27 protein-coding genes, 2 tRNA genes and 1 pseudogene are annotated in these 23,327 nt (G+C 69.4%); 7 read left to right on the top strand and 23 right to left on the bottom strand.

Annotated features, from left to right (window positions below; all coding sequences use genetic code 11):
- The 4 genes and pseudogenes from ACFE71_RS00695 to ACFE71_RS00680 all read left to right on the top strand — a co-directional run.
- A pseudogene (locus ACFE71_RS00695) lies at positions 1 to 155 on the top strand (type III PLP-dependent enzyme); the annotation flags it as partial.
- Positions 156 to 346: 191 nt separating this feature from the next.
- A complete protein-coding gene (locus ACFE71_RS00690; protein ID WP_375426884.1) occupies positions 347 to 1,399 on the top strand; it encodes a deoxyhypusine synthase in 1,053 nt (350 codons plus the stop codon).
- 58 nt (positions 1,400 to 1,457) lie between these two features.
- Positions 1,458 to 1,895, top strand: coding sequence for an MAPEG family protein (locus tag ACFE71_RS00685; protein WP_375426883.1), 438 nt, complete (start codon positions 1,458 to 1,460; stop codon positions 1,893 to 1,895).
- The gene (locus tag ACFE71_RS00680; RefSeq protein ID WP_375426882.1) at positions 1,895 to 2,083 is read left to right on the top strand and encodes a hypothetical protein; all 189 of its coding nucleotides are present in this window, start codon (positions 1,895 to 1,897) and stop codon (positions 2,081 to 2,083) included. The genes ACFE71_RS00685 and ACFE71_RS00680 overlap by 1 nt, the downstream gene beginning before the upstream one ends.
- Position 2,084: 1 nt before the next feature.
- Here ACFE71_RS00680 and ACFE71_RS00675 read toward each other — a convergent pair whose 3' ends face one another.
- From ACFE71_RS00675 to ACFE71_RS00665, 3 genes are all read right to left on the bottom strand, one after another.
- Positions 2,085 to 3,338, bottom strand: coding sequence for a methyl-accepting chemotaxis protein (locus ACFE71_RS00675; RefSeq protein WP_375426881.1), 1,254 nt, complete (start codon positions 3,336 to 3,338; stop codon positions 2,085 to 2,087).
- Between the two features lie 441 nt (positions 3,339 to 3,779).
- Positions 3,780 to 5,000, bottom strand: coding sequence for a pyridoxal-dependent decarboxylase, exosortase A system-associated (locus ACFE71_RS00670; RefSeq protein ID WP_375426880.1), 1,221 nt, complete (start codon positions 4,998 to 5,000; stop codon positions 3,780 to 3,782).
- The gene (locus ACFE71_RS00665; RefSeq protein ID WP_375426879.1) at positions 4,997 to 6,553 is read right to left on the bottom strand and encodes an AMP-binding protein; all 1,557 of its coding nucleotides are present in this window, start codon (positions 6,551 to 6,553) and stop codon (positions 4,997 to 4,999) included. The genes ACFE71_RS00670 and ACFE71_RS00665 overlap by 4 nt, the downstream gene beginning before the upstream one ends.
- Positions 6,554 to 6,647: 94 nt before the next feature.
- Here ACFE71_RS00665 and ACFE71_RS00660 point away from each other — a divergent pair, with 94 nt between their 5' ends.
- On the top strand, positions 6,648 to 6,917 hold the full coding sequence (locus ACFE71_RS00660; RefSeq protein WP_375426895.1) for an acyl carrier protein: 270 nt from the start codon (positions 6,648 to 6,650) through the stop codon (positions 6,915 to 6,917).
- A gap of 10 nt (positions 6,918 to 6,927) precedes the next feature.
- Here the strand turns inward: ACFE71_RS00660 and trxB are convergent, their stop codons facing one another.
- From trxB to ACFE71_RS00640, 4 genes are all read right to left on the bottom strand, one after another.
- The gene (gene trxB / locus ACFE71_RS00655) at positions 6,928 to 7,935 is read right to left on the bottom strand and encodes a thioredoxin-disulfide reductase (RefSeq protein WP_375426878.1); all 1,008 of its coding nucleotides are present in this window, start codon (positions 7,933 to 7,935) and stop codon (positions 6,928 to 6,930) included.
- 50 nt (positions 7,936 to 7,985) lie between these two features.
- Positions 7,986 to 8,062: transfer RNA gene (locus tag ACFE71_RS00650), tRNA-Met, on the bottom strand.
- Between the two features lie 94 nt (positions 8,063 to 8,156).
- Positions 8,157 to 8,657: a 2'-5' RNA ligase family protein gene (locus ACFE71_RS00645; RefSeq protein WP_375426877.1), complete on the bottom strand. Its 501-nt coding sequence runs from the start codon at positions 8,655 to 8,657 to the stop codon at positions 8,157 to 8,159.
- A 32-nt stretch (positions 8,658 to 8,689) separates the two neighbouring features.
- On the bottom strand, positions 8,690 to 10,606 hold the full coding sequence (locus tag ACFE71_RS00640) for a potassium transporter Kup (RefSeq protein ID WP_375426876.1): 1,917 nt from the start codon (positions 10,604 to 10,606) through the stop codon (positions 8,690 to 8,692).
- A 141-nt stretch (positions 10,607 to 10,747) separates the two neighbouring features.
- On the opposite strand from ACFE71_RS00640, the gene ald reads away from it, so the two are divergent.
- Both ald and ACFE71_RS00630 read left to right on the top strand, forming a co-directional pair.
- The gene (gene ald, locus ACFE71_RS00635; RefSeq protein ID WP_375426875.1) at positions 10,748 to 11,848 is read left to right on the top strand and encodes an alanine dehydrogenase; all 1,101 of its coding nucleotides are present in this window, start codon (positions 10,748 to 10,750) and stop codon (positions 11,846 to 11,848) included.
- Positions 11,849 to 11,896: 48 nt separating this feature from the next.
- Positions 11,897 to 12,115, top strand: coding sequence for a DUF3072 domain-containing protein (locus ACFE71_RS00630; RefSeq protein ID WP_375426874.1), 219 nt, complete (start codon positions 11,897 to 11,899; stop codon positions 12,113 to 12,115).
- Between the two features lie 4 nt (positions 12,116 to 12,119).
- On the opposite strand, the gene ACFE71_RS00625 is transcribed toward ACFE71_RS00630, so the two are convergent.
- From ACFE71_RS00625 to gspG, 16 genes are all read right to left on the bottom strand, one after another.
- Positions 12,120 to 12,755: a tetratricopeptide repeat protein gene (locus ACFE71_RS00625; RefSeq protein WP_375426873.1), complete on the bottom strand. Its 636-nt coding sequence runs from the start codon at positions 12,753 to 12,755 to the stop codon at positions 12,120 to 12,122.
- Positions 12,755 to 13,147 (bottom strand): cytochrome c-type biogenesis protein, encoded by a 393-nt coding sequence (locus ACFE71_RS00620; RefSeq protein ID WP_375426894.1) that lies wholly within the window; start codon positions 13,145 to 13,147, stop codon positions 12,755 to 12,757. Before ACFE71_RS00620 ends, ACFE71_RS00625 begins: the two co-directional genes overlap by 1 nt.
- Complete coding sequence (locus ACFE71_RS00615; protein WP_375426872.1) at positions 13,147 to 13,674, bottom strand: redoxin family protein; 528 nt, start codon at positions 13,672 to 13,674, stop codon at positions 13,147 to 13,149. The genes ACFE71_RS00620 and ACFE71_RS00615 overlap by 1 nt, the downstream gene beginning before the upstream one ends.
- Positions 13,671 to 15,596: a heme lyase CcmF/NrfE family subunit gene (locus ACFE71_RS00610; protein ID WP_375426871.1), complete on the bottom strand. Its 1,926-nt coding sequence runs from the start codon at positions 15,594 to 15,596 to the stop codon at positions 13,671 to 13,673. Before ACFE71_RS00610 ends, ACFE71_RS00615 begins: the two co-directional genes overlap by 4 nt.
- Positions 15,593 to 16,042 carry a cytochrome c maturation protein CcmE gene (ccmE, locus tag ACFE71_RS00605; RefSeq protein WP_375426870.1) on the bottom strand — a complete coding sequence of 150 codons (450 nt, stop codon included), beginning with the start codon at positions 16,040 to 16,042 and terminating at the stop codon, positions 15,593 to 15,595. Before ccmE ends, ACFE71_RS00610 begins: the two co-directional genes overlap by 4 nt.
- 97 nt (positions 16,043 to 16,139) lie before the next feature.
- A complete protein-coding gene (gene ccmC / locus ACFE71_RS00600; protein ID WP_375426869.1) occupies positions 16,140 to 16,877 on the bottom strand; it encodes a heme ABC transporter permease CcmC in 738 nt (245 codons plus the stop codon).
- Positions 16,878 to 16,933: 56 nt separating this feature from the next.
- Positions 16,934 to 17,980 (bottom strand): Glu/Leu/Phe/Val dehydrogenase, encoded by a 1,047-nt coding sequence (locus ACFE71_RS00595; protein ID WP_375426868.1) that lies wholly within the window; start codon positions 17,978 to 17,980, stop codon positions 16,934 to 16,936.
- Between the two features lie 24 nt (positions 17,981 to 18,004).
- Positions 18,005 to 18,081, bottom strand: a tRNA-His gene (locus ACFE71_RS00590).
- Between the two features lie 49 nt (positions 18,082 to 18,130).
- Complete coding sequence (gspN, locus tag ACFE71_RS00585; protein WP_375426867.1) at positions 18,131 to 18,856, bottom strand: type II secretion system protein N; 726 nt, start codon at positions 18,854 to 18,856, stop codon at positions 18,131 to 18,133.
- Entirely contained in the window at positions 18,853 to 19,329 is a 477-nt protein-coding gene (gene gspM, locus ACFE71_RS00580; RefSeq protein ID WP_375426866.1) for a type II secretion system protein GspM, read from the bottom strand. Before gspM ends, gspN begins: the two co-directional genes overlap by 4 nt.
- On the bottom strand, positions 19,326 to 20,408 hold the full coding sequence (gene gspL, locus ACFE71_RS00575) for a type II secretion system protein GspL (RefSeq protein WP_375426865.1): 1,083 nt from the start codon (positions 20,406 to 20,408) through the stop codon (positions 19,326 to 19,328). The genes gspM and gspL overlap by 4 nt, the downstream gene beginning before the upstream one ends.
- Positions 20,405 to 21,388 (bottom strand): type II secretion system minor pseudopilin GspK, encoded by a 984-nt coding sequence (gene gspK / locus ACFE71_RS00570; protein WP_375426864.1) that lies wholly within the window; start codon positions 21,386 to 21,388, stop codon positions 20,405 to 20,407. Before gspK ends, gspL begins: the two co-directional genes overlap by 4 nt.
- Positions 21,375 to 22,022, bottom strand: coding sequence for a type II secretion system minor pseudopilin GspJ (gene gspJ / locus ACFE71_RS00565; RefSeq protein ID WP_375426863.1), 648 nt, complete (start codon positions 22,020 to 22,022; stop codon positions 21,375 to 21,377). The genes gspK and gspJ overlap by 14 nt, the downstream gene beginning before the upstream one ends.
- Positions 22,019 to 22,414 (bottom strand): type II secretion system minor pseudopilin GspI, encoded by a 396-nt coding sequence (gene gspI, locus ACFE71_RS00560; RefSeq protein ID WP_375426862.1) that lies wholly within the window; start codon positions 22,412 to 22,414, stop codon positions 22,019 to 22,021. The genes gspJ and gspI overlap by 4 nt, the downstream gene beginning before the upstream one ends.
- Positions 22,404 to 22,901, bottom strand: a complete 498-nt coding sequence (locus ACFE71_RS00555) for a GspH/FimT family pseudopilin (protein ID WP_375404302.1) — start codon at positions 22,899 to 22,901, stop codon at positions 22,404 to 22,406. The genes gspI and ACFE71_RS00555 overlap by 11 nt, the downstream gene beginning before the upstream one ends.
- Complete coding sequence (gene gspG, locus ACFE71_RS00550) at positions 22,876 to 23,325, bottom strand: type II secretion system major pseudopilin GspG (RefSeq protein WP_375426861.1); 450 nt, start codon at positions 23,323 to 23,325, stop codon at positions 22,876 to 22,878. Before gspG ends, ACFE71_RS00555 begins: the two co-directional genes overlap by 26 nt.
- Positions 23,326 to 23,327: the final 2 nt, after the last annotated feature.

The following is a 23,327-nucleotide window of genomic DNA, read 5'->3' as shown; positions in this document are numbered from 1 at the left end:
TCGAGATCGGGATGCTCGGCGCGTACGGCTCGGCGATGCGGACCGCGTTCAACGGCTTCGGGTCGGACGAGACCGTCGTGGTCGGGGATGAGCCGATGGTGTCGATGTATGCCGAGGCGAAGCGCCGCGTGATGGGCAACGTCGTCAAGCTGTAACGGCTATTTTGTATTTCTCCCTCCCCCCGCTTGCGGGGAGAGGGTCGGGGAGAGGGGCTGGTAAGAGGACCGCGCTCTGAACAGCCCCTCTCCCGCCTTCGCTGCGCTCGGCACCCTCTCCCCAGAGGGGAGAGGGAGATGGGTTTCCGCGTCCCCTAACGATGGCGGTTCTTGAGAACACTGGACCTGACATGAACGACCTTACCCCCAACGACACCCGCAAGGCGGAGCTTCTGTCCACGCAGGTCGAGCATATCGACATCACGAAGTTCGATGCGCGGCCGATCGTCGACGCGATGAAAAAGATGTCGTTCACCAGCCGCGATCTCGGGCGAGCGACCGATATCTATAACCAGATGCTCGCCGACAAGGATTGCACCATCTTCCTCGTGATCGCCGGATCGACGAGCGCGGGCGGCTGCATGGACCTGTATGCCGAGCTGCTGCGCAACAACATGATCGACGGCATCGTCGCGACCGGCGCGTCGATCGTCGACATGGATTTCTTCGAGGGCCTCGGCCACAAGCACTACCAGGCGCTGGAAGTGCCGGACGACGACACGCTGCGCTCGCTGCTGATCGACCGGATCTACGACACCTATATCGATGAGGAGCAGCTTCAGCACGTCGATCACACGATCTTCGAGATCGCCGAGACGCTGGAACCGCGGCCCTATTCGAGCCGCGAGTTCATCCGTGAGATGGGCAAGTACCTGGTCGAGCACGGCAAGAAGGAGAACAGCCTCGTCAAGCTCGCCTACGAGCATGACGTGCCGATCTTCTGTCCGGCGTTCGTCGACAGCTCGGCGGGCTTTGGTCTCGTTAAACATCAGGTCGACGCGGTGAAGGCGGGCAAGCCGTACATGGTGCTCGACGCGATCGCCGACTTTCGTGAGCTGACCGAGATCAAGATCAAGGCGGGCGTCACGGGCCTGCTGATGATCGGCGGCGGCGTACCCAAGAACTTCATCCAGGACACGGTCGTGTGCGCCGAGATCCTGGGGCATGACGACGTGCAGGTCCATAAATACGCCGTGCAGATTACCGTCGCCGACGTGCGCGACGGCGCGTGCTCGTCCTCGACGCTGCAGGAGGCCGCATCGTGGGGCAAGGTGAATACGGGTATCGAGCAGATGGTGTTCGCCGAGGCCGGATCGGTCATGCCGCTCCTGGCGTCCGATGCCTACCACCGCGGCCTGTGGAAGGACCGCCCGGTTCATGCATGGGGCAAGATGTTCGACTGAGTTGCTTGCCCGCCGTGAATGATTAAGCCTCTTCCGGGAAACCGGGGGAGGCTTTTCGTTGGCGACCGATATACTAAGGCCGGTGGTCGTGCTGATCGGCTGGATGCTCGTGATGCTAGTCTGGGCGGTGGCGACGCGGCTGCCCGCGATGGCGGCCGCAGGCATCGACCTGCGTACGCTGATCGGTTCCAAGGCGGCTGACGCCGACCGCGTCCTGCCGCCAGGTGCGCAATGGAAGGCGCACAACTATAATCACCTGCACGAGCAGCCGACCTTGTTCTACGCGGTCTGCCTGGTGCTGTCGTTCATCGGCGCGGGGCATGACGTGAACGTCACGATCGCCTGGATCTATGTCGGCCTGCGCGTGGCGCACAGTCTGGAGCAGGCCATCGTCAACCGCGTCGCCGTCCGTTTCGCGTTGTTCATCCTGTCGAGCCTGGCGCTGACCGCGCTGACGCTGCACGCGGGCATGGTGCTGTTCGGGGAGCCGCTCTGATGGCCAAGGACAAGGACGTGTTCGAGCGTCATCGCCAGCCCTGGACGCCCGAGGAGCTGCAAAAGCTGCACCAGTTCGCGAAGAAAGGCATGGCGCTCAAAGCCATCGCCAAGGCGCTCAAGCGGTCGGAGGAGTCGACCAAGGATCGCGCCAAGCAGGACGGGCTCTCGATCGCCAAGCTGCGCTAGGTCACGCCGAGGCGGCGAAGCGCACGAACCCGGCGGCGCGATCCTGAAGGCGCGTCGCCGCATCCGCCAACGTCCTCGACAAGCCGCCGAGCGCCTGCGCGTCGCTGCCAAGCACGGCGGCGTTCTCGCTGATCGCGCCGACACGGCGGCCGACCTCCCCGCTGGCGTCGATCGAGCGATCGACCTCGGCCGCGATCGCCCGGGCGGCGGCGGACTGTGCGTCGACCGCGTCGTCGATCGCATCGGAGGTGCGGCCGATCGCCGCGATCGCAGATTCGATCTCCCCGTGCCCGTCCACGACCTCTCCGAAGACGCTATGCGCACCCGCGATCCGCTCGGCGATATCCTTGGCCGCGCGCGCCGTCTGGCTGGCGAGCGACTTCACTTCGGTCGCGACCACCGAGAAACCCCGCCCCGCGTCGCCCGCCCTCGCCGCCTCGATGCTGGCGTTGAGCGCGAGGAGGTTCGTCTTGGCCGCGATTTCCTGGATCAACCCGAGCATGTCGTCGACCGCGCCCGACGACCCGGCGAGCGTCGCCAACCGACCGCCGGCGTCCTCGACGATCGCACTCGTCTGGGCGCGCATACGGCGAGCGTCGGCGGTCGCGCCCGCGATGCCCCCGAACGTGTCGGTGAGCTCACGACCGCGTGCGGCGATCTCGCGAAGCGCCGACGCGGTCTCTCCCGCCCCTTGCGCCGCCGACCCGGCACCGGCGCTGGTGTCGGTCGCGCGCTCGCCGAGATGACGCGCCAACGCGCCGACCTCCGCCGCGATCTCCGAAAGGCCGGTCACCAGCCTGCCGACATCGACCGAAAAGGCGCGCCCCTCCGCGTCGATCCGCTCGGTCCGCGCGGAGCGCTCGCGCGCCAAGGCGGTCTCCCGCGCGGCCGCCATGCCGACGATGTCGCGCGCGTCCAGCGTGCGCTCGAACCGCCCGGATCGGGTCAGGATCAAGCCGTCCGCCTTGGGCCAAGCCGCGAAGGTGTCGAGCATGACCGATATGGATGCGCCCGCATCGGCCTTGGGGCACGGCAGGATCAACGCCTCGAGCGACCCGCCGAACGACGGATTCATCATCAGGGCATGACCATACGGATTGAACAGGATGGTCCGCACGTCCAACTCGCGGATCGCGCCAACCGGACCACCATCTTCGTCGATCACGGCCAGGAGCCGCAGATCGGGCTTGGCGCGAAACAGATCGATGACCTCGGGCAACCGCGCGGTCCGCAGGATCGAAGAACGGTTACCCACCGCCTCGTCGTGGGACGAGTCCACCGATCTGAACTGCGAGACGCTCAAAAACATGATTTCAGTTAACGGCATAACGGTAAATGCAGGGTTAGGGTTGTGTGACCGGCGCATGACGAGAACGATTTAGTTCGCGCCGGTTCACCCGAAGCGAGGGCGAGGACCGAGACCGGCTTGCCCGTCGCGAGCGCCTGCACGCCCGCCCACGCGCGCGACTTGGCGCGCGGGACGGTCGTCCGGGATGCGAGCAGGTCGGCGAGTTCGGGAGGCGGCGCGGCGTCGGTCGGGGTCCCGCCGGACGCGACGAGATGCACGCGCGCGATCGGCCGGATGGCGCAGGACGTGCCGGCTCCCCATCCTGTCGCCGCGACCGGGCGGGAACGGCGCGCGGTGCACCGGGGACAGCAGGTCGATCCTCCGTCCCGTTTGCGGGCGTCTCCCGTGCTATGCCATCATCTCGATGGCGGGCGGATGGCCGAGGAACGCGGTCGGGCTCGCGGTCGCGCCGTACGCCCCGGCCATGAAGATCGCGATCAGGTCGCCCACCTCCGCACGCGGCAGCGCGACGCGGTCGCCCAGCCGGTCGAGCGGGGTGCACAGGCAGCCGACGACGGATACCGTCTCGATCGCGGGCGCGCCCATCCGCCCCGCGACGGCGAGCGGGTAGTTACGCCGGACCACGGTCCCCAGATTGCCCGACGCCGCGAGCTGATGGTGCATGCCGCCATCGACGACCAGGAACGTTTCGCCCCCACTTTCCTTGCGGTCGACGACGCGCGTCAGGTAGACGCCGCATTCGGCCACCAGCCAGCGCCCGAGTTCGATCGTGAAACGCGAGTCCGCGAGAGCATCGCCGCGCCGTCCTAGTGCATCGCCCAACGCGGCGCCGACCCGCTCGACATCGAGCGCGCGGTCGTTCGCGAAATACGGCACGCCGAACCCTCCGCCCAGATTGACGACCGGCGGCGCGGCTTCGGCGTCCGTCGCCAGCCTTGCGGCGAGCGCGAGGGTCGCCGCTTGCGTGTCGATGATCGCCTGCGGATCGAGCGCCTGGCTCCCCGCATAGATGTGGAACCCGCGCCAGTCCGCGCCCGCCGCGACGACCAGGCGCACCAGCGCCGCCGCGCGCGCCGCGTCCACCCCGAAGGGCGACGGCCGTCCGCCCATCCGCATCCCCGATCCGCGCAGCTCGACGTCCGGATTGACGCGCACCGCGAGCCTGGGGACGATCCCGACCCGATCCGCGATCGCCAGCGCGCGCGCGGCCTCGCCCTCCGACTCCAGGTTGATCGTCGCGCCGGCCTCCATGGCGGCGGCGAGTTCCGCATCGCGTTTGCCAGGGCCAGCGAAACCGATCGCGTGGCCGGGCTTGGCGCACGACGCCAGCCGCAGCTCGCCCGCCGAGGCCACGTCGAACCCCTCGACCAGCTCCGCCATCCTCGCCACGAATGGCGGAAAGGGGTTCGCCTTGATCGCGTAGCTCAGCTCGACACCCGGGAACGCGTGCCGGAACCGCGTCACGCGCGCGGCCGCGACGGCGGGATCGTAGACGAATAGCGGGGTGTCGCTCGCCGCTTCCGCCCATTCATCCGCCGATCGCCCGCCAATCGTAAGCGCCCCCGGGTGCTCGGCGAACTCGGGCGGGACCGCGCCCATCGGCTTCATCTCGGGTCTTCCCCGGACGGAGCGGGACCGATCCCGCCCCGCAGCTCGACCGCGATCGCCGCGCGGTCCAGCTTGCCGTTGACGCCTCGCGGCAGCACGTCCCGCCACTCGTATCGCCCAGGCTGCATGAAGCTCGGCAGATCGGCCCGCAACCGCGCGCGCAAGCCTCCCTCGCGCGCGGGGTCGCCCGACAGCATGACCGCGATCGCCTGCCCCAGCCGCTCGTCGGCGACCCCGACCGCGACCGCCTCGCTCGCCTCTCCGCCGACCAGCACCGCCTCCTCGATCTCGGCCGGGCTGATGCGGTTCCCCGCCGATTTGATGGTCTCGTCCTCCCGGCCGACGAAGCGGAACAGGCCGTCCCCGCCCTCGACGACCGTGTCGCCCGACCAGACGGCGATCCCGCCGTGCGCGGACCAGGCGGGCGCGGGGCGGAACCGTTCGGCCGTCCGCTCCGGATCGCGCCAATACCCCCCCGCCACCAACGGGCCCGCATGGACCAGCTCGCCCGGCTCACCCGGCGCGGCGCGCGATCCGTCCGGGCGGACCGCCATCACCTCCGCGAAAGGGATCGCCCGCCCGATCGCGTCGGGGTGCTCGTCGATCAGGGCGGGATCGAGATATGTGGACCGGAATGCCTCGGTCAGCCCGTACATCGCATACACGGCCGCTGCCGGGAACCGCGCCCGCAGGTCCCGCACCAGCCGCGGCGTCAGCGCCCCGCCCGAATTGGTCAGTCTCCGGAGCTTGCCCGCAGTGGAGTCCGGCCACTCGGCCTCCAGCAGCTGCACCCAGAGCGGCGGCACCCCGGCGAGCGTGGTCGCCTGGGTCCGCTCCACGGCGCGCACCACGTCCCTGGGCGTCAGGTAATCGATCGGCGCGACGGTCGCGCCGGCGCACCAGGAAGAGAAGAGCTGGTTCTGTCCGTAATCGAACGACAACGGCAACACGGCCAGAACCCGATCGGTCGAGGTCAGTTTCAGGTAGCGCGCGACCGATAGCGCGCCCAGCCACAGATTCGCGTGGCTGAGCATCACGCCCTTGGGCCGGCCGGTGGAACCGGATGTATACAGGATCGCCGCCAACGTACCCGGACCGGCCGATGACGGATCGAGCCCTTCCTTCGATCCCTCCTCGGCTGCGGAGAGCGGCAATTCGCGCTCGTCGAGCACGACGCACCCGCTCGGCACGTCATCCTCGTCGAGCGTTCCCGCCCGCGCCTCCTGCGTCACGATCGCGCGCGCGCCCGAGTCGGCCAGGATATGCGCCACCTGCCCCCGCCGCAGCAGCGGGTTGATCGGCACGTGCACCAGTCCGGCGCGCGCGACCGCCAGCGGCAGCACGCACGCCGTCCGCGTCTTGGGCAACCAGCTCGCCACCCGGTCGCCGGGCGCGAAGCCACGCCGGACTAGCGATCCGGCCGCCGTCGCCACCGCCGCCTCCAGCACGGCGAAGGTCCATGTCCCGGCCCGGTCGATCAGCGCCACGTCCCCACCGCGCCCGCGCAGGTGCACGTGATCTATCGGATACGGCGTCGGGTCGGGCACGGTCATCGCCTGCCGCCATAGCGCACCGGTGTTGCCCAAATCACCCCAGAGGCCTAACGCACCGGGCGACGCGGAACCAGCATGGGCGGAACGGCACTTGATCGAGGAAGGCGCACAGTTGGTCGACGACACGATCCGCGCGGTGCTTCGCGACGTGCTCGGGCTTTCCCGGGAACGCGTCTACGCCTTCGACGAATCGACGCCGCTCTTCGGCTCGCTTCCCGAGCTCGACTCGATGGCGGTCGCGGGCGTCCTGACCGAGCTTGAGGATCGGCTCGCGATCGTGATCGAGGATGACGAGGTCGACGGCGAGATGATGGCGACCTTCGGATCGCTCGCCCACTTCGCGCGCGCGAAAGCGTTGCTCTGATCGACCGCTATCACCAGCTAGCCTCGGCGTTCTCTTTCTCGCGCAGCGGTTCGCGCATCGCCTCCCGGTCGGACTCATGTTCCGCCGCCGCCAGGAACCGCTCGGCGTCGAGCGCGGCCATGCACCCCGTCCCCGCCGCCGTCACCGCCTGGCGATAGACCTTGTCCGCCACGTCGCCGCACGCGAACACGCCGGGCACGCTGGTGCGCGTGGTTCCCGGCTGGACGGGGATGTACCCATCGTCGTCCAGATCGACATGTCCCCGGAACAGCTCGGTGGCGGGATGGTGCCCGATCGCGACGAAAGCGCCGTCGGTCGCGAGGCGGCTCGTCTCGCCGGTCGTCGTGTCGCGCAGGTCGAGCCCGACCAGCCCCGCGGTCCCGCCGCCGTCCACGAACCCGGCGACCTCCCTGTTCCAGAGAACGGTGATCCCGGGATGCGCGTGCAGCCGCTCCTGCAGGATGCGCTCGGCGCGCAGGGAGTCGCGGCGGTGGATCAGCGTCACGTCGGGCGAATGGTTGGTCAGGTACAAGGCCTCCTCGACCGCGGTGTTGCCGCCGCCGATCACCGCCACCTTCTTGCCGCGGTAGAAGAAGCCGTCGCAGGTCGCGCAGGCGCTGACGCCCTTGCCCTTCATCGCCTCCTCGCTGTCGATCCCCAGCCACTTGGCCTGCGCGCCGGTGGCGATGACCAGCACGTCGCCCTCGTACACGTCGCCGCCGTCGCCGTTCAGGCGGAATGGGCGACGCGTCAGGTCGACGCCGGTGACCGTGTCCCAGACCATGCGCGTGCCGACATGCTCGGCCTGGGCCTGCATCTGCTCCATCAGCCAGGGACCCTGGATCACGTCGGCGAAGCCCGGATAATTCTCGACGTCGGTGGTCGTGGTCAACTGGCCGCCCGGCTGTATCCCCTGCACGACGATCGGGTTCATGCCCGCGCGCGCGGCGTAGATGGCGGCGGACAACCCGGCGGGCCCCGAGCCGAGGATGAGCATGCGGGTATGGTGGACGGTCATGAATGCGGGCCCCTGGTGAACACCGCCTATGTAGGTGTCCGGACCGCGAGTGGTAGCGGAGGAGGGACTTGAACCCCCGACCCCAGGATTATGATTCCCGTGCTCTAACCAGCTGAGCTACTCCGCCCCGACAGGCGATGCCCGCTCGCGAGGCGCGGGCTATAGGAAGGGGCCCCATCACGGTCAAGCGCGCTATGGGCACAAGGCGAACGTGCCGGGCCTCAGGTGAACATGTGACGCGACAACGGCTCCCACGGTCCGCCCCGGTACCACCAGGTCGCGAGCCCCGCGAGTTCGAGCGGACGCGTCCTGAAACCCTGCTGAAGGCTACCGAGCAGGATCTTGGCGACGCGCGGCTTGACCTTGTTCTGGATGGTGACGTGCGGACGCCACCCGCCCGCGTCCTGCGGCGTGAGCAGCCCCGCGAACGCCTCGGCCAGGCGCGTGCGGATGCCGGCCAGGCCCGGCGAGTCGATCCGATAGGCGACACCGCGACCGAGCGAGACCAGCCCCGCCAGCCGCGTGTCCGGCGCTTGAACGCCGCGCGTCTCCTCGATCAGACGATGCTTCAATTCGTCGACGATCGAAGGCGGGAGGTGATGGAACATCGTCAGATGCGCCGACAACTGATTGCGCTCGGGCGGGAAATGCCGCGTCCGCTCCGCGTCGAACCAGCCCTGGTCGTTCCGCGAGAACAGCGCGGTGACGATGATCGGCGCCAAGGTCGGGCCGGGCGTCGGCGAAAGATTCTCGGTCAGATCTCCACCTGACTGCCGAGTTCGACGACGCGGTTCGGCGGCAGGCGAAAGAATTCCATCGCCGACTCCGCGTTGCGGAGCATCCAGGCGAACAGCCTCTCGCGCCAGATCGCCATGCCCGGCCGCTCGGAGGCGAGCAGCGTCTGCCGCGACAGGAAGAAACTGGTGTCGACCATCCGGAAATCGGCCCCGCACTCATGCACCTTCCGCAACGCGGCGGGCACGTCGATCTGGTCCATGAAACCGTAGCGGAGCACGACCCGATAGAAACCGTCGCCCAGGCCCTCCAGCTTCGCGCGCTCCTGTTCGGGCCAGACAGGCTGATCGACGATCTTGACCGTCATGAGGATGATCCGCTCGTGGAGCACCTTGTTGTGCTTCAGATTGTGCAGCAGCGCGTGGGGTACGCCGTCGGCGCTGGAGGTCATGAACACCGCAGTGCCGGGAACGCGCGTCGCCGACCCCACGGCCGAATCGATGAAGACCTTCAACGGCATCGCCGCCTCGTGCAGCCGGTCGATCATCAGCTTGCGACCATGCGACCAAGTGGTCAGCAGCGTGAACGCGATCGCGCCGATCAGCAGCGGAAACCATCCGCCATCGGGGATCTTGGTCAGGTTCGAGGCCAGATAAGCGCCGTCGATGATGACGAACAGGCCGACGACGAACAGGACCACCCAACGCGGCCATTTCCAGACACGCGAGGCGAGCACCCCCAGCATCACCGCCGTGATGAACATCGTGCCCGTGACCGCGATCCCGTACGCGGCCGCCAGGTTGCTCGATTGCCGGAAGCCGAGAACGAGCATGATCACCAGCACCATCAACGTCCAGTTCACGACCGGTACATAGATCTGCCCGGCGGCCGACGCGCTGGTGTGCAGGATCTTCAAACGCGGCATGAGCCCGAGCTGCACGGCCTGCTGGCATACGGAAAAGGCACCGGTGATGACCGCTTGGCTGGCGATGATCGTCGCCATCGTGGCGAGGATGACCAACGGTAGCCTGAACTCCTCGGGCGCCATCAGGAAGAACGGGTTCTCGGCGGTGGCGGGGTCGTTCATCATCAGCGCGCACTGGCCCAGATAGTTCACGATCAGCGCCGGAAAGACGATGAACAACCAGCCGACCTGGATCGGCTTGCGCCCGAAATGCCCCATGTCCGCGTAAAGCGCCTCCGCGCCCGTGACCGCCAGCACGACGGAGCCGAGCGCGAGGAACGCGAGCCGCGGATCATTGGCGAAGAACCGCATCGCCCAACGCGGGTCCAGCCCCAGGATCACTTCCGGCCGCGCGACGATGTTCACGACGCCGAGCACCGCGAGCGTGGCGAAATAGACCAGGATGATCGGGCCGAACAGCTTTCCCACCACGTCCGTCCCGCGCGACTGGAACACGAACAAGCCGATCAGGATGCCGATCGAGATCGGCAGGACGAAAGGCGTGAACCCCTCGTTGACGACCGACAGGCCTTCGACCGCGGACAACACCGAAATGGCGGGGGTGATCATCGCGTCGCCGAAGAACAGGGCAGTAGCCATGACGCCGAGCATGATCAGGCTTTGCGTCCAGCGTTTGCCGCCGGACATGCGCTGGATCAACGCCAGCAGCGCCAGGCTGCCGCCCTCGCCCTTGTTGTCGGCGCGCATGATGATGAACACGTATTTGACCGTCACGATCAGGATCAACGACCAGAATACGAGGCTCAGCGCGCCGTAGATATGTAGCTGATCGACGGCCAGCGGATGGTGCCCGTTGAACGTCTCCTTGAGCGCGTAGAGCGGGCTGGTGCCGATGTCCCCGAAAACCACCCCGATCGCGCCCAGGGTCAGGATCGGCAGACCGCCGGTCGCGTGCGGGGTGACGGGAGTGATCTCACCCTCGGCGGTGACGGCGGCGGCGGAGGTCGACATGCGGGGGAAGGCCCACCTTTTCCTGACGGAGCGCGATCGGTCCGGGCGGGCGGTGCCTAGCAGCTTGATCAACGGTCCACAATTCGAGAGAGGGCGACGCATTCCACAATCGACGGTCGAACCAGCGACCAGGAGAGAGCGATGCGCGTCGGAGTTCCCAAGGAGATCAAGAACCACGAATATCGTGTCGGCCTGACGCCGCCGTCGGTGGCCGAGCTGGCGGCGGCGGGCCATCAGGTCATCGTGGAGACGAAGGCGGGGTCAGGCATCGATTTCGAGGACGCGGATTACGTCGAGGCGGGAGCCACCATCGTGCACGACGCACGCGCGGTGTTCGCGGGCGCGGACATGGTGGTGAAGGTCAAGGAGCCGCAGGCGAGCGAGATCGCGCTGCTGGAGCCGCGTCACCTGCTATTCACCTATCTCCACCTAGCCGCCGACAAGCCGCAGGCCGAGGGGTTGATGAGGTCGGGCGCGACCTGCATCGCCTACGAGACCGTGACCGCGCAGGGCGGCGGGCTGCCGCTCCTGAAGCCGATGTCGGAGGTGGCGGGCCGCATGTCCGTCCAGGTCGGCGCGCATTATCTGGAAAAGGAGCAGGGCGGACGCGGCGTGCTGCTCGGCGGCGTGCCGGGCGTGGCGCCGGCCAAGGTCGCGATCCTGGGCGGCGGCGTGTCGGGGATCAACGCGGCGCAGATGGCAGTCGGCCTGCGCGCCGACGTCACCATCTACGACCTGAACATGAGCAGGCTCGCGGAACTCGACATGTTCTTCTCCAGCCAGATCAAGACCGCGTTCGCCTCCAAGGCGGCGATCGCGGCGGCGGTCCGCAACGCGCATCTAGTGATCGGCGCGGTGCTGGTGCCCGGCGCGGCCGCGCCCAAGCTGGTCACGCGCGAGATGCTGAAGACGATGAAGCGCGGGTCGGTGCTGGTCGACATCGCCATCGACCAGGGCGGCTGTTTCGAGACGAGCCACGCGACCACGCACGAAGATCCGGTGTTCGAGGTGGACGGCGTGATCCATTATTGCGTCGCCAACATGCCCGGCGCGGTCGCGCGGACGTCGACCTTCGCGCTCAACAACGCCACCCTGCCCTTCGCGCTCAAGCTGGCGAACATGGGCGCGCAGGAGGCGATGCGCGCGGACCCGCATCTGGCGGCCGGACTGAACGTATCCGGGGGGCGCATCCGACACCGCGCGGTCGCCGATGCGCTAGATATGGAGTTCGTCGCCGCTTGACGGAACGGATACGGAACATCGGCGTTGAAGGCGGGAAGGAGATCACGAATGTCCGAGCCCGAGAACCCCAAGACGCACCCGACATCCAACGCCGTCAAAGACCCGCACGACTGGACCACCGGCGACGAGCCGATGACTGGTGCGCAAGCGAGCTACCTGAAGACGTTGAGCGAAGAAGCGCATGAGGAGTTCGATGACGGGCTCACGAAGGGCGACGCGTCACTCAAGATCGACGAGCTTCAGGAGAAGACCGGACGCGGTAAGTAGCACGTCAGCCGGGTCGACGCGCCCGGTCCGCCAGCAGGCGGTCGAGCAGCGCCAGCCTTAGCGCGATGTCCCGGCGATAGGACGCCCGCTCCGGCGACAGCGCCGCCGCCCTGGCCCAATAGGGTCGCGCGGCGGCGTACTCGTCGGCCCGCACATGGGCCAACCCCAGGAAAAAGGGCGGTGCGGGGTGCGTCGGCGCGATCCGCATGGCTTGTTCGAACGCGAAGCGGGCGGGCGGCGAGACGGTGTTTCCGTCATGCGCGGCCATGGCGGTGCCCAACGCGGTCCATAGCGCGACACTCCTCGGAATGCGGTCGAGTCCGCCCAGCAGCGCGCGGACGGCCATTTCGCCGTCGCCCGACCGCGTCATGGCGTCGGCGGCCATCAGGTACGCGGCGTCGAGCGTATATCGCCCGAACATGGCGTCGCGCAGCTCTAGCAGGCCGGCGTCGTCGGTGCCCTTGGTGACGCTCGGGCTCGCCGGGCGGCCATGCTGCATCGGAGATCCCTGGAGCGCGTAACCCGCGGCTCCCAGCATCAGCGCGGCCCCCAGCAGCGGCCAGAGCGGTCGCGCGATCCGCGACGCGGCGAGGAGCGCCATCGCGCCGAGGCCGATCATCGCCATCCAGACCAGCCCCATCAGCGGCGTCGCCGAAAGCTGCCCCGTGCGAGCCAGCCGCCAAGGCCCAGCAGCAACAGCGGCGCGATCCACAACGGCGCGCTCGCCGCGGATAGTGGCGGATCGTAGGTGATGTAGCCGCCGTAACGCGCGATCAGCCAATCGCGCACGGCCGCGCCATCCTCCCCCGCCGCGATCCGCTGGCGGACGAGCGAGCGCATGTCTCCCGCCATGTCGGCGTCGCTGTCGGCGATCGACTGGCCCTGGCAGACGAGGCAACGAAGGGTCGCCATGAGCGCGCTCGCCTCGGCCTCGCGAGCGGGATCGGTGAGCTGGACGTTCGCGTAAGGTGCGGGTGCGGGTGCGGGTGCGGGCGCACCCGGGACGGCCGCCGCGAGCAGCAACGCGGCGATCACCGCGCTCGCTCGATCTCGGCGCGGATCACCCCGACATCGGCGGGCGTGATGTAGCCGACATGCTGATAGGTGATCACCCCGCGCGCATCGACGACGAAGCTTTCCGGAACGCCCGCCGCGCCGAGCGCGAGCTGGACCGCGCTCGCCCGGTCGTCGCCGATGCGACCGAACGGATCGCCGTTGCGCGCCAGGAAGCCGGTCAGCGCGGGCGCGGTGTCACGGACCGCGACGCCCTCCACCGCGACGCCCGCCCGACGCAGCGCCATGAGTTGCGGCGCCTCGGCGATGCAGGGCGCGCACCAGCTGGCGAAGACGTTGACCACGCGCGGCCCGTTCGCGCGCAGGTCGTCGCTCGACAGGCCCGGGCGACCGGGCAGCAGCGGGCGGAGAGCGAAATCGGGCACGGGCTTCCCGACCAGCCCCGACCGGATCGTGCGGTCGGGGGGGCGGAACAGCCCGGTGGCGACGACCGTGAACAGCAGCGCGAACGCGGCGAGCGGCGTCCAGATCAACGCCTGCCTCATGCGTGGGCCGTTCGAGCCACCGAACGCCGCTCGCGTCGGACGCGGCCGACCAGCGACAACGCGCCGCCGAGCGCGATCAGCACGCCGCCGAGCCAGATGAAGGTGACGTACGGCTTCCACCACAGCCGCAACTGCCAGCGCCCGCGCCCGTCGGGCTGGCCGAGCACGGCGTAGAGCTGGCCGCCGGATGTGGTCAAAATTGCGCTTTCACTTGTGGTGGTCACAGGATCAACAAAGAACCGCGTCTGCGGACGGAGGATCTCGGTCCCACCGTCCCGCACAACGGACAGGCGTCCCTCCAGCGCGGTCCAATTGTCGCCGATGCGCGGCGTCACCCCGTCCAACGTCACGGCATACGGCCCGACGAGCGTCGGTTCACCCACGCCCGCCGCGACCAGTCGCTCGCGCGTGAAGGCGGCGTCGGACGCCATGCCGGCGATACTGACCGCTACCCCTAGATGGGCGAGCACCATGCCGTAGGTGAAGAGCGGCGTACGGGCGGGATTGCGACCCCAGAGCGGCGCGACGCTGGCGACGGCGAGCCCGGCCGCGAGCGACAGCGCGATGAAGGGCAACGGCCCGATCCCGCCGCCGAGCACTAACAATCCCGCGGCGGTGAAGGCGACCGCGGCGATCGGCCAGGTCAGCCGGGCGATCACCGCTTGCCCGTCGTCGCGCCGCCACCGCAGCGCGGGCCCGACCCCGACCAGCGCGACGAGGACGAGCGCGACCGCGCCGGCCGTCCTGTTGAAGAAAGGCGGACCCACCGACAGCTGGACGCCGAATCCAGCGGCGACGATCGGGTAGAGCGTGCCAATCAACACGATGCCCAGGATGACCGACAGCAGCAGGTTGTTGACGACCAGCCCCGCCTCGCGGCTGACCAGGTCGAACGGCGCCCCCGATCGCACGGTGCCGATACGCACCGCAAACAAGGCGAGCGCGCCGCCGATGTACAACCCGAGCAGCACCAGGATGAACGCGCCGCGCTCAGGATCGACGGCGAAGGCGTGTACGCTGGTCAGGATGCCCGATCGCACGAGGAAAGTGCCGAGCATCGACATCGAGAATGCGACGACCGCCAGCATCACCGTCCAGGCGCGCAAGCCGTCGCGGGTGGCGAGCACGGTCACCGAATGGAGCAGCGCGGTCGCGGCCAGCCACGGCATGAGCGACGCGTTCTCGACCGGGTCCCAGAACCAGTAGCCTCCCCAACCAAGCTCGTAATAGGCCCAGTAGGATCCCGCGGTGATGCCGAGCGTCAGGAACACCCAAGCCCCAAGCACCCAAGGCCGCATCGCCCGCGCGAACGCCGGGCCGACGGCGCGCGTCACGAGCGCACCGACGGCGAAGGAGAACGCGACCGACAGCCCGACATAGCCCGCGTAAAGCGTCGGCGGATGGAAGGCCAAGCCGGGATCTTGGAGAACCGGATTGAGCCCGAGCCCGTCGAGCGGCGGCGTCGCCATCCGAGCGAACGGGTTCGAGGAGAAAAGCAGGAAGGCGTAGAAGCCGAGCGCGATCAGCCCCTGCGCACCGAGCGTCGCGACCAGCGTCCGCTCGTCGAGCCGTCGCTCGAACCAGGCGACAGCCGCGCCCGCGACTCCCAGGATCGCGACCCAAAGCAGCATCGAGCCTTCATGATTGCCCCACGCGCCCGCGAACTTGTATATCCAGGGCTTGGCGGAATGGCTGTTGCGGACGACGAGGTCGACCGACATATCGGAGGCGAGGAACACGCCAATCAGCAGCGCCATCGCCAGGCCGACGAGCGCACCCTGGACGATCGCGACGGGGCGCACCGCGGCGAGCAGCTCCGGCGCGCTCCGCCGTCCGGCGAGGCCCAGCGCCGCCAGCACGAACTGCGCCATCGCCAGCGCCGCCGCTAGCCAGAGCGCCGCGAGGCCTGCTTCGGCCATCATCGGTCGAGCGTTCCCGTCGCAAGACTTTGGGTCTTGTACATCCCGTCCTTCACCTGCGGCGGCATGTACTTCTCGTCATGCTTGGCGAGGAGGTTGGTGGCCATGAACGAGCCGTCTGTGCGGAACTCCCCCTCCGCGACGACGCCCGAGCTCTCGCGGAACAGGTCGGGGACGATCCCCGCGAAGATCACGGGCGTGGTCGCGCGGCCGTCCGTAACGGCGAAACGGATCGTCACACCATCCGGCGCGCGCGCGACCGATCCCGCCGCGACCATCCCGCCCAGCCGCACGGCGCGGCCGAGCGGCGGGCCCTGGCGCTCGACGTCGGAAGGCGCATAGAAGAAGGACGCCTGGTCGCGGAGCGCCGACAGGGCGAGCAGCGCTGCGCCGACGATCGCGGCAAGCGCGAGCAGTACGAACGTAAGGCGCTGGTTCTTGGCCGTCATTTCTCGGCCTCGCGCATCGCCGCCCAGCTCGCGAGTGCGAGCACGCCCGCACCACCGAGCGTCACGGCATAAGCCGCGAACACGAAACTCCACTGGTTCATGCGCGCGCCATCCGCCGCAGCCGCGCCTCGGCGCGCGCGGTCGCAAGCGCGGCGCGCATACGCATCAGCACGATCGCGGCGAACAAAAGGGTGAAGCCGGCGAGCATTATCGGCAACGGCCATAACAGCGACGCATCGATGCTCGACCGGGTAAGGCCGATGCTCGGTCCCTGATGGAGCGTATTCCACCACACGACCGAATAGCGGATGATCGGCAGCAACAAGGTGCCCGCGATACCGTAGATGGCGGGTATCCGCCCGTCGCCGCCGCGATCGGCATCGGCGCGGGAGAGCGCCATGTAGCCGAGATAAACGAACAGCAGCAGCAGCATGGAGGTCAGCCGACCGTCCCATTGCCACCAGGTACCCCATGTCGGTCGCCCCCAGATCGAACCGGTGACCAGGCACAGCGCCGCGAATACCGCGCCCGGCACGGCGATCGCGCGCGCGGCGATCCGCGCCAGCGGATGCCGCCAGACAAGGAAGGAGATGCTCGCGATCGCGATGCCCGACCAGCCGCCCATGCTGAGCCAAGCGGCGGGGACATGGATGTAGAGGATGCGGACGGTCTCGCCCTGAAGGTAGTCGGGGGGTGTCCGGACCAGTCCGGCCCAGCAGCCGATCGCGACCAGCGCCGCCCCCGCCCAGAACAGCAAGGGGGTCAGCGGGCGGGCGATCCTGAGGAAACGCGCCGGATTGGCAAGGGCGTGAAGGGCATGCACGGTCAAGAACATATGTAGGGCGGCGACACCCATCCGTCACCCCGGCCCAAGGTCCACGGCAACCTGAATCAGCGGCCGATCAGCCGACGGGCGATGCTGTCCGCGACTTCGGCGGCGGGGCGGCCCGCGCGGTCGCTTTCGTCCCAGACCTCGCCCAGCCGCTCGGGAATTCGCGCGATCCTGGCCTTGACCTCGGCCTCGTCGCCCTGCCCCAGATATTCCAGGCCGACATTTATGATCCCGCCCGCGTTGATGACGTAATCGGGCGCATACAGGATGCCGCGCTCATGGAGGCGGCGGCCGTCCTCGGGCTTGGCGAGTTGGTTGTTCGCGCCGCCCGCCACGACCTTGGCGCATAGCGTGCCGATGGTCGTTTCGGTCAGGATAGCGCCGAGCGCATTGGGGCTGAGGACGTCCACCTGCGACGACAAGATCGCGCCGGTCGTCGCGGTCGCCGCGCCCAACTCCTCGGCCAGCGCCTCCGCACGCGCGGCGTCCACGTCGGCGAGCGTCAGCACCGCGCCGTCCGCCGCGAGCAGCCGCGCGAGCCCGCCGCCGACAGAGCCGACGCCCTGGATCGCGACGCGCACACCCTTCATATCGGTCGCGCCCAGCTTGCGCGCGGCGGCCGCCTTGACGCCCAGATACACACCGAGCGAGGTGTACGGCCCGGGATCACCCCCGGCCTCGCCGCGCGCGACGGGTAGGCCGGACACGTACTTGGTCGAGCCGGCGATGGTGCTCATATCGCCGGTGGTCATGCCGACATCCTCGGCGGTGACGTACCGGCCCGACAACGAGTCGATCGCGCGGCCGAACGCTTCGAGCAGCGCGGGGGTCTTGGCCCCCTCGCCGGACGCGAGCAGCACGCCCTTGCCGCCGCCCATCGACAGGCCGGCCATCGCGTTCTTGAAGCTCATGCCGCGCGACAGGCGCAGCGCGTCGGTGATCGCGTCGGGTTCGCGCGCGTACCGCCAGAAGCGAACGCCGCCCGCCGCCGGGCCAAGCTTGGTGGAATGGATGGCGATGACCGCGCGCAGCCCGGACTGCGGATCGGAGAACAGGTGGACGGCCTCATGGTCGTCGAAATCGGGAAAACCCCAGCCGGTGGTCATGCGCCGGTTACTCGGAAGAGGTGGTGGGGCGACCGACGGGACTTGAACCCGCAACATCCGGCATCACAAGCCGACGCTCTAACCAATTGAACTACGATCGCCACGAGAGGACGCGGCCCTAGCGGGCGGCTCTCCCCCTAGTCAAGCGCGTCAGAAACGCCCCTGGATCGAAAGCAGGTATCCGCCCGCGCCCGCGGTGAACCCGGCGGCTTCGAGCCGACCCGCCAGCAAGGGGTCGGTCGACTGGACCGTCAGGTCGGCGCGGTAGCGGCCGTCGCCCTCGACGCGGAGCGCGATCGCCTCCGTCCCCGCCTGGCTGGCGAGCGGCAGCAGCAGCGCGCCGCCGTCACACCGGGCCGCGCCCGATACGCTTGTGGGAAGCGGCACCCCCGCCGCCTCCCCGGCGAGCGAGGCGCGGACGCGACCCTCCGCCGCCTCGCATCGACCGTCGCGGAAGCGGACGGTCAGGTCTTCGAGGTCGAGCGTGGTCACCGGCAACGGCGCGAAGACACGCCCGGTCGGCAGGCTGCCAGTGGCGTCGTCGAGGCCAATCGCGTGGCGGCTGACGGTCAGCGCCGCCCTCAGCGGAGCGGAGGAAGTCAGGTCGGGTCCGGCGAGCGTGACGCGTGCGCGGCCGAGGAACAATGGGAGCGGCGAGAGCCGGGCGGAGAGGTCACCGAGGGTAAGGTCGCCGAACCGCGCCTCCGTCAGCGTCGCCCCCCAAATGCTCCCCGACACGCGGCGTGCGACCAGCCCCTGCTCACCCAGCCCAACCCAGCCGAGCGCGAGTCGCATTGGCAGAAAGACGAGCAACGCGATCAGCATGCCCGCGCCGATCAGTGCCGCGAGCCTGGTGCGAAGAGCGATCCGTCTCATGTCGCGCGGCTCCGGAGCGTCAGCGTCGCGCCGACGGTGCGGTCGGGGTTGGGGGTGAAGGCGGCCGAGTCGACCAGGAGCCCGCGACGTTCCAGCCGGGCGAGCCACCCCGCGAGCGCGCCGGGACGCGCGGACTGTACCGCCACGCGGACGCGGTCGGGACCGTCCAGGTCGACGCTGAGCAGCGTGAACCCCGCCTCGGCGGCGCGTGCGCGCACCTCCTCCGCGATCGGCGCGACGAGGCGTCCCGCGCCGCCGCGCTGGATCAGCCGCACGGCGTCGATCCGCGCGCGCGTTTCTCCCAGCCGGATCACCGCGTCGGCGTGGCGGGTGCGCGCGCTCGCGAGGCGGTCGCCCATCGGCCGGATCACCCCCGCCCAGGCCAGCGTCACCACCGCGAGCGCCAGCATCGCGAGCAGCAAACGACGCTCGCGAAGCGATCGGCCGTCGAACCAAGTGCGAAGCGACGTCATCGCGGCGACACCGTGAACTCGCCGGACACGCGCCCGCCCGCCGACTGGAACGTTCCCGCCGCAACCGCGAAGCCCGCGCGCTCGATCGCGCTCTTCAGATCGGTGACAGACGCCTCGGTCGCGGTCGTGATGCCTAGGCGGAGCGATCCGTTGGGCTCGAACGACAAGGTGGTCAGCTCGGAGCCGGGCACTGACTGGATCGCGGCGAAAGCGGCGGCGCCGGTCGCGGTGAAACCTTGGCCGGGACCGCGCAACGCGGCGAGCCGCTCGTCCAGCTGGCGCGACGCGTCGGTCACGGTGCTCCCGCGCGGCAGGCCTTGCGCGGCGACGGTGTCGGCGCGCGCCTCGAGCAGGTCCGCGCCGAAGCTATAGCGGGCCAGGCGCGCGAGGCTGATCGACGACGTCACGAGCAGGATCGCGAGCGCGTACCAGCCCAGGCGACGGACCAGCCGCCAGTCGATCCCGACGCGGCGGCGACGCGCGAACAGCCCCTGGCGCAGATCGAGCGTCCAGCCGGGCCGTCCGAGCGCCGCCGCGATGTCGCCGCGTCCCAGCGTCTCGGGCGCGACGCCGCCGGTTAGCAGCTCGGTCAGCCGCGCTTCGTCGGCGAAGCCCGTGGCCGGGCCGCGCACGATGCCCTGCCCGCCCAGCTCGGCGCGGGCATAGCCCTGCTCGGGCGCGGGGATGAGCATGGGGGCGGGGACGATCGCGACCGGATCGACGCCGACCTGCGCCAGATCGACGAGCCAGCGCCGCATCGCGTCCACCCCGACGACGCCGATGGGACGGTCGCCGGGGCTCCCGACCTTATCATCGGCGCGGCCGATCGCGACGTGCAAGTCCGACACCGCCTCCGCGCTCGCGTCGGCAACGAGCAAGCGTGCGGCGGCGGTCGCCTGCGCGGTCGAGCGGCTCGGCAGTTCGGCCCAATGAAGCGCGACCGCGTCGGCGGGGGCGACCGCGATCACGTCGCCGGGCTCGGCGGGCACGCCCTCCCCCTCGACGAGCGCACCGTCCTCGACGCGCGCCCAGCGGAACGGGCGGTCGCCCGAGGGGAGAAAGAGATAGGTGGCGCTCACGACTGTTCGCCCCATTGCCGCGAGACGAGGGTCGCGGGCAAGCGGTTCGCGTCGACTAGCGCGCGTTCCTCCACCGCCGCATCGCCGAGCGCGACGTCGATGCGCAGCGCGAACCAGCGCGAGGTGACGCCCAGTCCCTTGCCGCCGCCGTCGGGCGTGACGCCGCCGTTCGCGCTGATCGCGTTCAGGAACTGCGCCGCGCTGTCGAACCCCTGCGGCGGGCGACGAAGGAGCGCCTGGCGCGCTAGATCGACCGTCAGCGTGTCGGGGAACAGCATCGCGACCAGCGGTGCCTGCTCGGGCGTCAGTGTATTGACGTTGAGCGTCGCGGGCTCAGCGATCGGGAACGTGCAGATCCAACGGCGCAGGCCAGTGTAGAGTGCGGGCGTGACGCCTGCGACCGCGCGCAGCTCGCTCGGGTCAGCCATCAGGGTGCCTGCCGTCCGGTAAGGTGTTTCGCCGCGCAGATAGGCGCTGTCCTCCGCGCCCTGAGGTTGGACTTGATCGTCCGAGTCGATCCAGTCGGCCGCGCCCGACGCGACCTGCTCCGCAACCTGCGCTGGAATGTCTGTCAGGCGCATCAGCCGGGCGAACTGCGTGCGGGCGATCGGATCGACGACAAACACGCCATCGGGTCCGCGCGTCACCAGGCCGTTCAGATTGAAGCAGCCCCCGCCGTCGGTGACGCGCGCGGTCGCGCTGCCGCCGGGGACCGGCAACCCGAACGGGCGATTGCTCCAACCGCCCGCGAGCGTGACGCGGTCGGGACTCGCGCCGAGCAGGCGGCCGATGCGCACCAGCGCGAGCGTTTCGGCGGCGTTTGCGTAGGCCCTGCCCTGCTCGATCGCGGCGGCGTTGCCTGCCGCGCGGGTAGAGAGCCGCAGCCGCTCAAGCGCGGTCGTTGCCAGGATCGAGACGATCGCGACCAGCAGCAACACCGTCAGCAACGCGGCCCCGCGCTCGCGGTCAGGTACGGCCAACGGGGCGCTCCGTCGATGCGGGCTCGCGTGGCGGGGGTGCGTAACCCGACCCGACAAGGAACAGCTGGCGATACTCGCGCCCGTCGGTCCGGATCAAGCGCAGCTCGACCGCCGACGGCAATGGCGCGCCATTCGCGCCGTCCCAGCGATCGCTCCATGCTCCCCGGTAGCGGTAGCGCAGGCGCGCGTCGGCGAGCCCGGTGACAAGCGCGGCGGGCGCGAGCGAGGCCGCGCCGTCGAGCATGGGATAGGCGAGCCGCTCCAGCGTGCCATTCGCGACGCGATAGGCGACCTTCTGCACCCCCGGTCGCGCCGCGCCGTCGAGGTTGCTCCACCCGCCGCGCACGACGCGGAGCATGGGCGAGGCCGATCCGCCCGCTTCGCCCAGGAACGCGGGAAGGCGCGTTCCCGCCTCGTCGCGGGTCGGGCGATCGATCGCCTGGGCGAGGTCCGCCGATAGGATAGACGCGGTGCGGCCGAGCGCGGCGACGTCGTCGAGCTTGGCCTTGGTCGCGCCCTGCGCGCGGACGCTGAAGGAGAGCATCGCGACCCCGGCCGCCGCTATCATGCCGAAGATCATTAGCGCGACGAGCACTTCGACCAGCGTGAAGCCCTGTTCTCGGGTATTCTTCACGAGGTGCTGACCGTGACGGTCGGGGTCGGCGGACGCACCATCGTCAACCGGCCGAGCACCTGCCCCGTCGGGTCCGCTACCGCCACGTCAACCCGCACGATCCGGGGATCGCCTGTGGGCGTCACTGTCCGAGTCCAGCTCCACCGCGCGCCGCCATTGACCTCCGCGCCGCGCGTCGCGCCGCTTGGCGGTACCTGCCCCTCGGTCACCGCTTCGATCGCCACGTTGCGCGCGACCATCTGGGCCAGCATCGTCCGGTCGAGCACGCCCGCGCTGCGGATCGTCGCGCCCTCCAGCCGGATGAGCGCCATCGCCGCGAGGCTGAACACGACCAGCGCGACCATGATCTCTATAAGGGTGAAGCCCCCCTCGGCCCGGGCATCAGCCCGCATCGACACGCACGCTGCCGTTGGCCTCGACCCGGACCAGCGCGGCGGCGCGGTCGCGGGTGAGGCGCAGATCGAGGGGCTGGTCGGCGAGGCCGGTCGCGTCGAACGTCACGCGGCCGCGTCCCGAGGCGGGCAGATCGGCGCGCGTTCCCTCGCGCCAGCGTTCGACGCGCAAGGGTTTGTCGGCGATCGGGGTCCAGGCCCCACCGCGGCGCTGGTCGAAGCCGTAACCGCCCGGCGTGATCCACACGCTGACGGGCGCGGCGGCGATGATCGCCTGCGTCTGCGCGGCGCGGGTACGCGCGGCGAACCGTTCCGCCTCGTCGAGCAGACGGCCGCGCGGGTCGGGGATCGCCAGCACCGCGACGGCCGAGGCGATGCCGATCAGCGTCACCACGACCATCAGTTCGATCAGCGTGAAGCCGTGTTCGGCGTAACGCCGCAAAGGCGTGAAGCCGGCCTCTCTATTGCCAGCTCGTGATGTCGGCATCGATCCCCTCGCCTCCTTCCTTGCCGTCCGCGCCGAAGCTCCAGATGTCAGTCTGTCCGTGCTCGCCGGGCGAGGCGTACAAATAGGGCTTACCCCAAGGGTCGTCGGGCAGGCGCTTGAGATACCCCCCCGCCTGATAGCGCGACGGATCGGTGAGGCCGGCGGGCGCGGCGGAGAGCGCGGCAAGCCCTTGCGAGGTGGTCGGGTAGCTGATGTTCTGAAGCTTGTAGAGCTCGAGCGCATCCTCGATCGTGGCGATGTCCGCCTTCGCCTTTTGCACGCGCGCGGTGTCGCCGGAGGGCAGGACGTTGAGCGCGACGATCGTGGCGAGCAGGCCGATGATGACGACCACCACCATGAGTTCCACGAGGGTGAAACCGCTCTCGCGACGGTGGCGCTTCTTGGGATCGGTACGCTGGGACATGT

Source organism: uncultured Sphingomonas sp., assembly GCF_964237155.1.
GTDB lineage: Bacteria > Pseudomonadota > Alphaproteobacteria > Sphingomonadales > Sphingomonadaceae > Sphingomonas.
Note: the sequence above shows the minus strand (reverse complement) of the source record. Positions and strands in the feature narration are given on the sequence as shown.

Bases quoted from the DNA above. Each gene is read 5' to 3' on its own strand.
- ACFE71_RS00690 (WP_375426884.1), top strand. From the start codon at position 347: ATGAACGACCTTACCCCCAACGACACCCGCAAGGCGGAGCTTCTGTCC.
- ACFE71_RS00680 (WP_375426882.1), top strand. From the start codon at position 1,895: ATGGCCAAGGACAAGGACGTGTTCGAGCGTCATCGCCAGCCCTGGACG.
- ACFE71_RS00670 (WP_375426880.1), bottom strand. From the start codon at position 5,000: ATGAAGCCGATGGGCGCGGTCCCGCCCGAGTTCGCCGAGCACCCGGGG.
- ACFE71_RS00665 (WP_375426879.1), bottom strand. From the start codon at position 6,553: ATGACCGTGCCCGACCCGACGCCGTATCCGATAGATCACGTGCACCTG.
- trxB (WP_375426878.1), bottom strand. From the start codon at position 7,935: ATGACCGTCCACCATACCCGCATGCTCATCCTCGGCTCGGGGCCCGCC.
- ACFE71_RS00640 (WP_375426876.1), bottom strand. From the start codon at position 10,606: ATGTCGACCTCCGCCGCCGCCGTCACCGCCGAGGGTGAGATCACTCCC.
- ald (WP_375426875.1), top strand. From the start codon at position 10,748: ATGCGCGTCGGAGTTCCCAAGGAGATCAAGAACCACGAATATCGTGTC.
- ACFE71_RS00630 (WP_375426874.1), top strand. From the start codon at position 11,897: ATGTCCGAGCCCGAGAACCCCAAGACGCACCCGACATCCAACGCCGTC.
- ACFE71_RS00625 (WP_375426873.1), bottom strand. From the start codon at position 12,755: ATGGGGCTGGTCTGGATGGCGATGATCGGCCTCGGCGCGATGGCGCTC.
- ACFE71_RS00615 (WP_375426872.1), bottom strand. From the start codon at position 13,674: ATGAGGCAGGCGTTGATCTGGACGCCGCTCGCCGCGTTCGCGCTGCTG.
- ACFE71_RS00610 (WP_375426871.1), bottom strand. From the start codon at position 15,596: ATGATGGCCGAAGCAGGCCTCGCGGCGCTCTGGCTAGCGGCGGCGCTG.
- ccmE (WP_375426870.1), bottom strand. From the start codon at position 16,042: ATGACGGCCAAGAACCAGCGCCTTACGTTCGTACTGCTCGCGCTTGCC.
- ccmC (WP_375426869.1), bottom strand. From the start codon at position 16,877: ATGTTCTTGACCGTGCATGCCCTTCACGCCCTTGCCAATCCGGCGCGT.
- ACFE71_RS00595 (WP_375426868.1), bottom strand. From the start codon at position 17,980: ATGACCACCGGCTGGGGTTTTCCCGATTTCGACGACCATGAGGCCGTC.
- gspN (WP_375426867.1), bottom strand. From the start codon at position 18,856: ATGAGACGGATCGCTCTTCGCACCAGGCTCGCGGCACTGATCGGCGCG.
- gspM (WP_375426866.1), bottom strand. From the start codon at position 19,329: ATGACGTCGCTTCGCACTTGGTTCGACGGCCGATCGCTTCGCGAGCGT.
- gspI (WP_375426862.1), bottom strand. From the start codon at position 22,414: ATGCGGGCTGATGCCCGGGCCGAGGGGGGCTTCACCCTTATAGAGATC.
- ACFE71_RS00555 (WP_375404302.1), bottom strand. From the start codon at position 22,901: ATGCCGACATCACGAGCTGGCAATAGAGAGGCCGGCTTCACGCCTTTG.
- gspG (WP_375426861.1), bottom strand. From the start codon at position 23,325: ATGTCCCAGCGTACCGATCCCAAGAAGCGCCACCGTCGCGAGAGCGGT.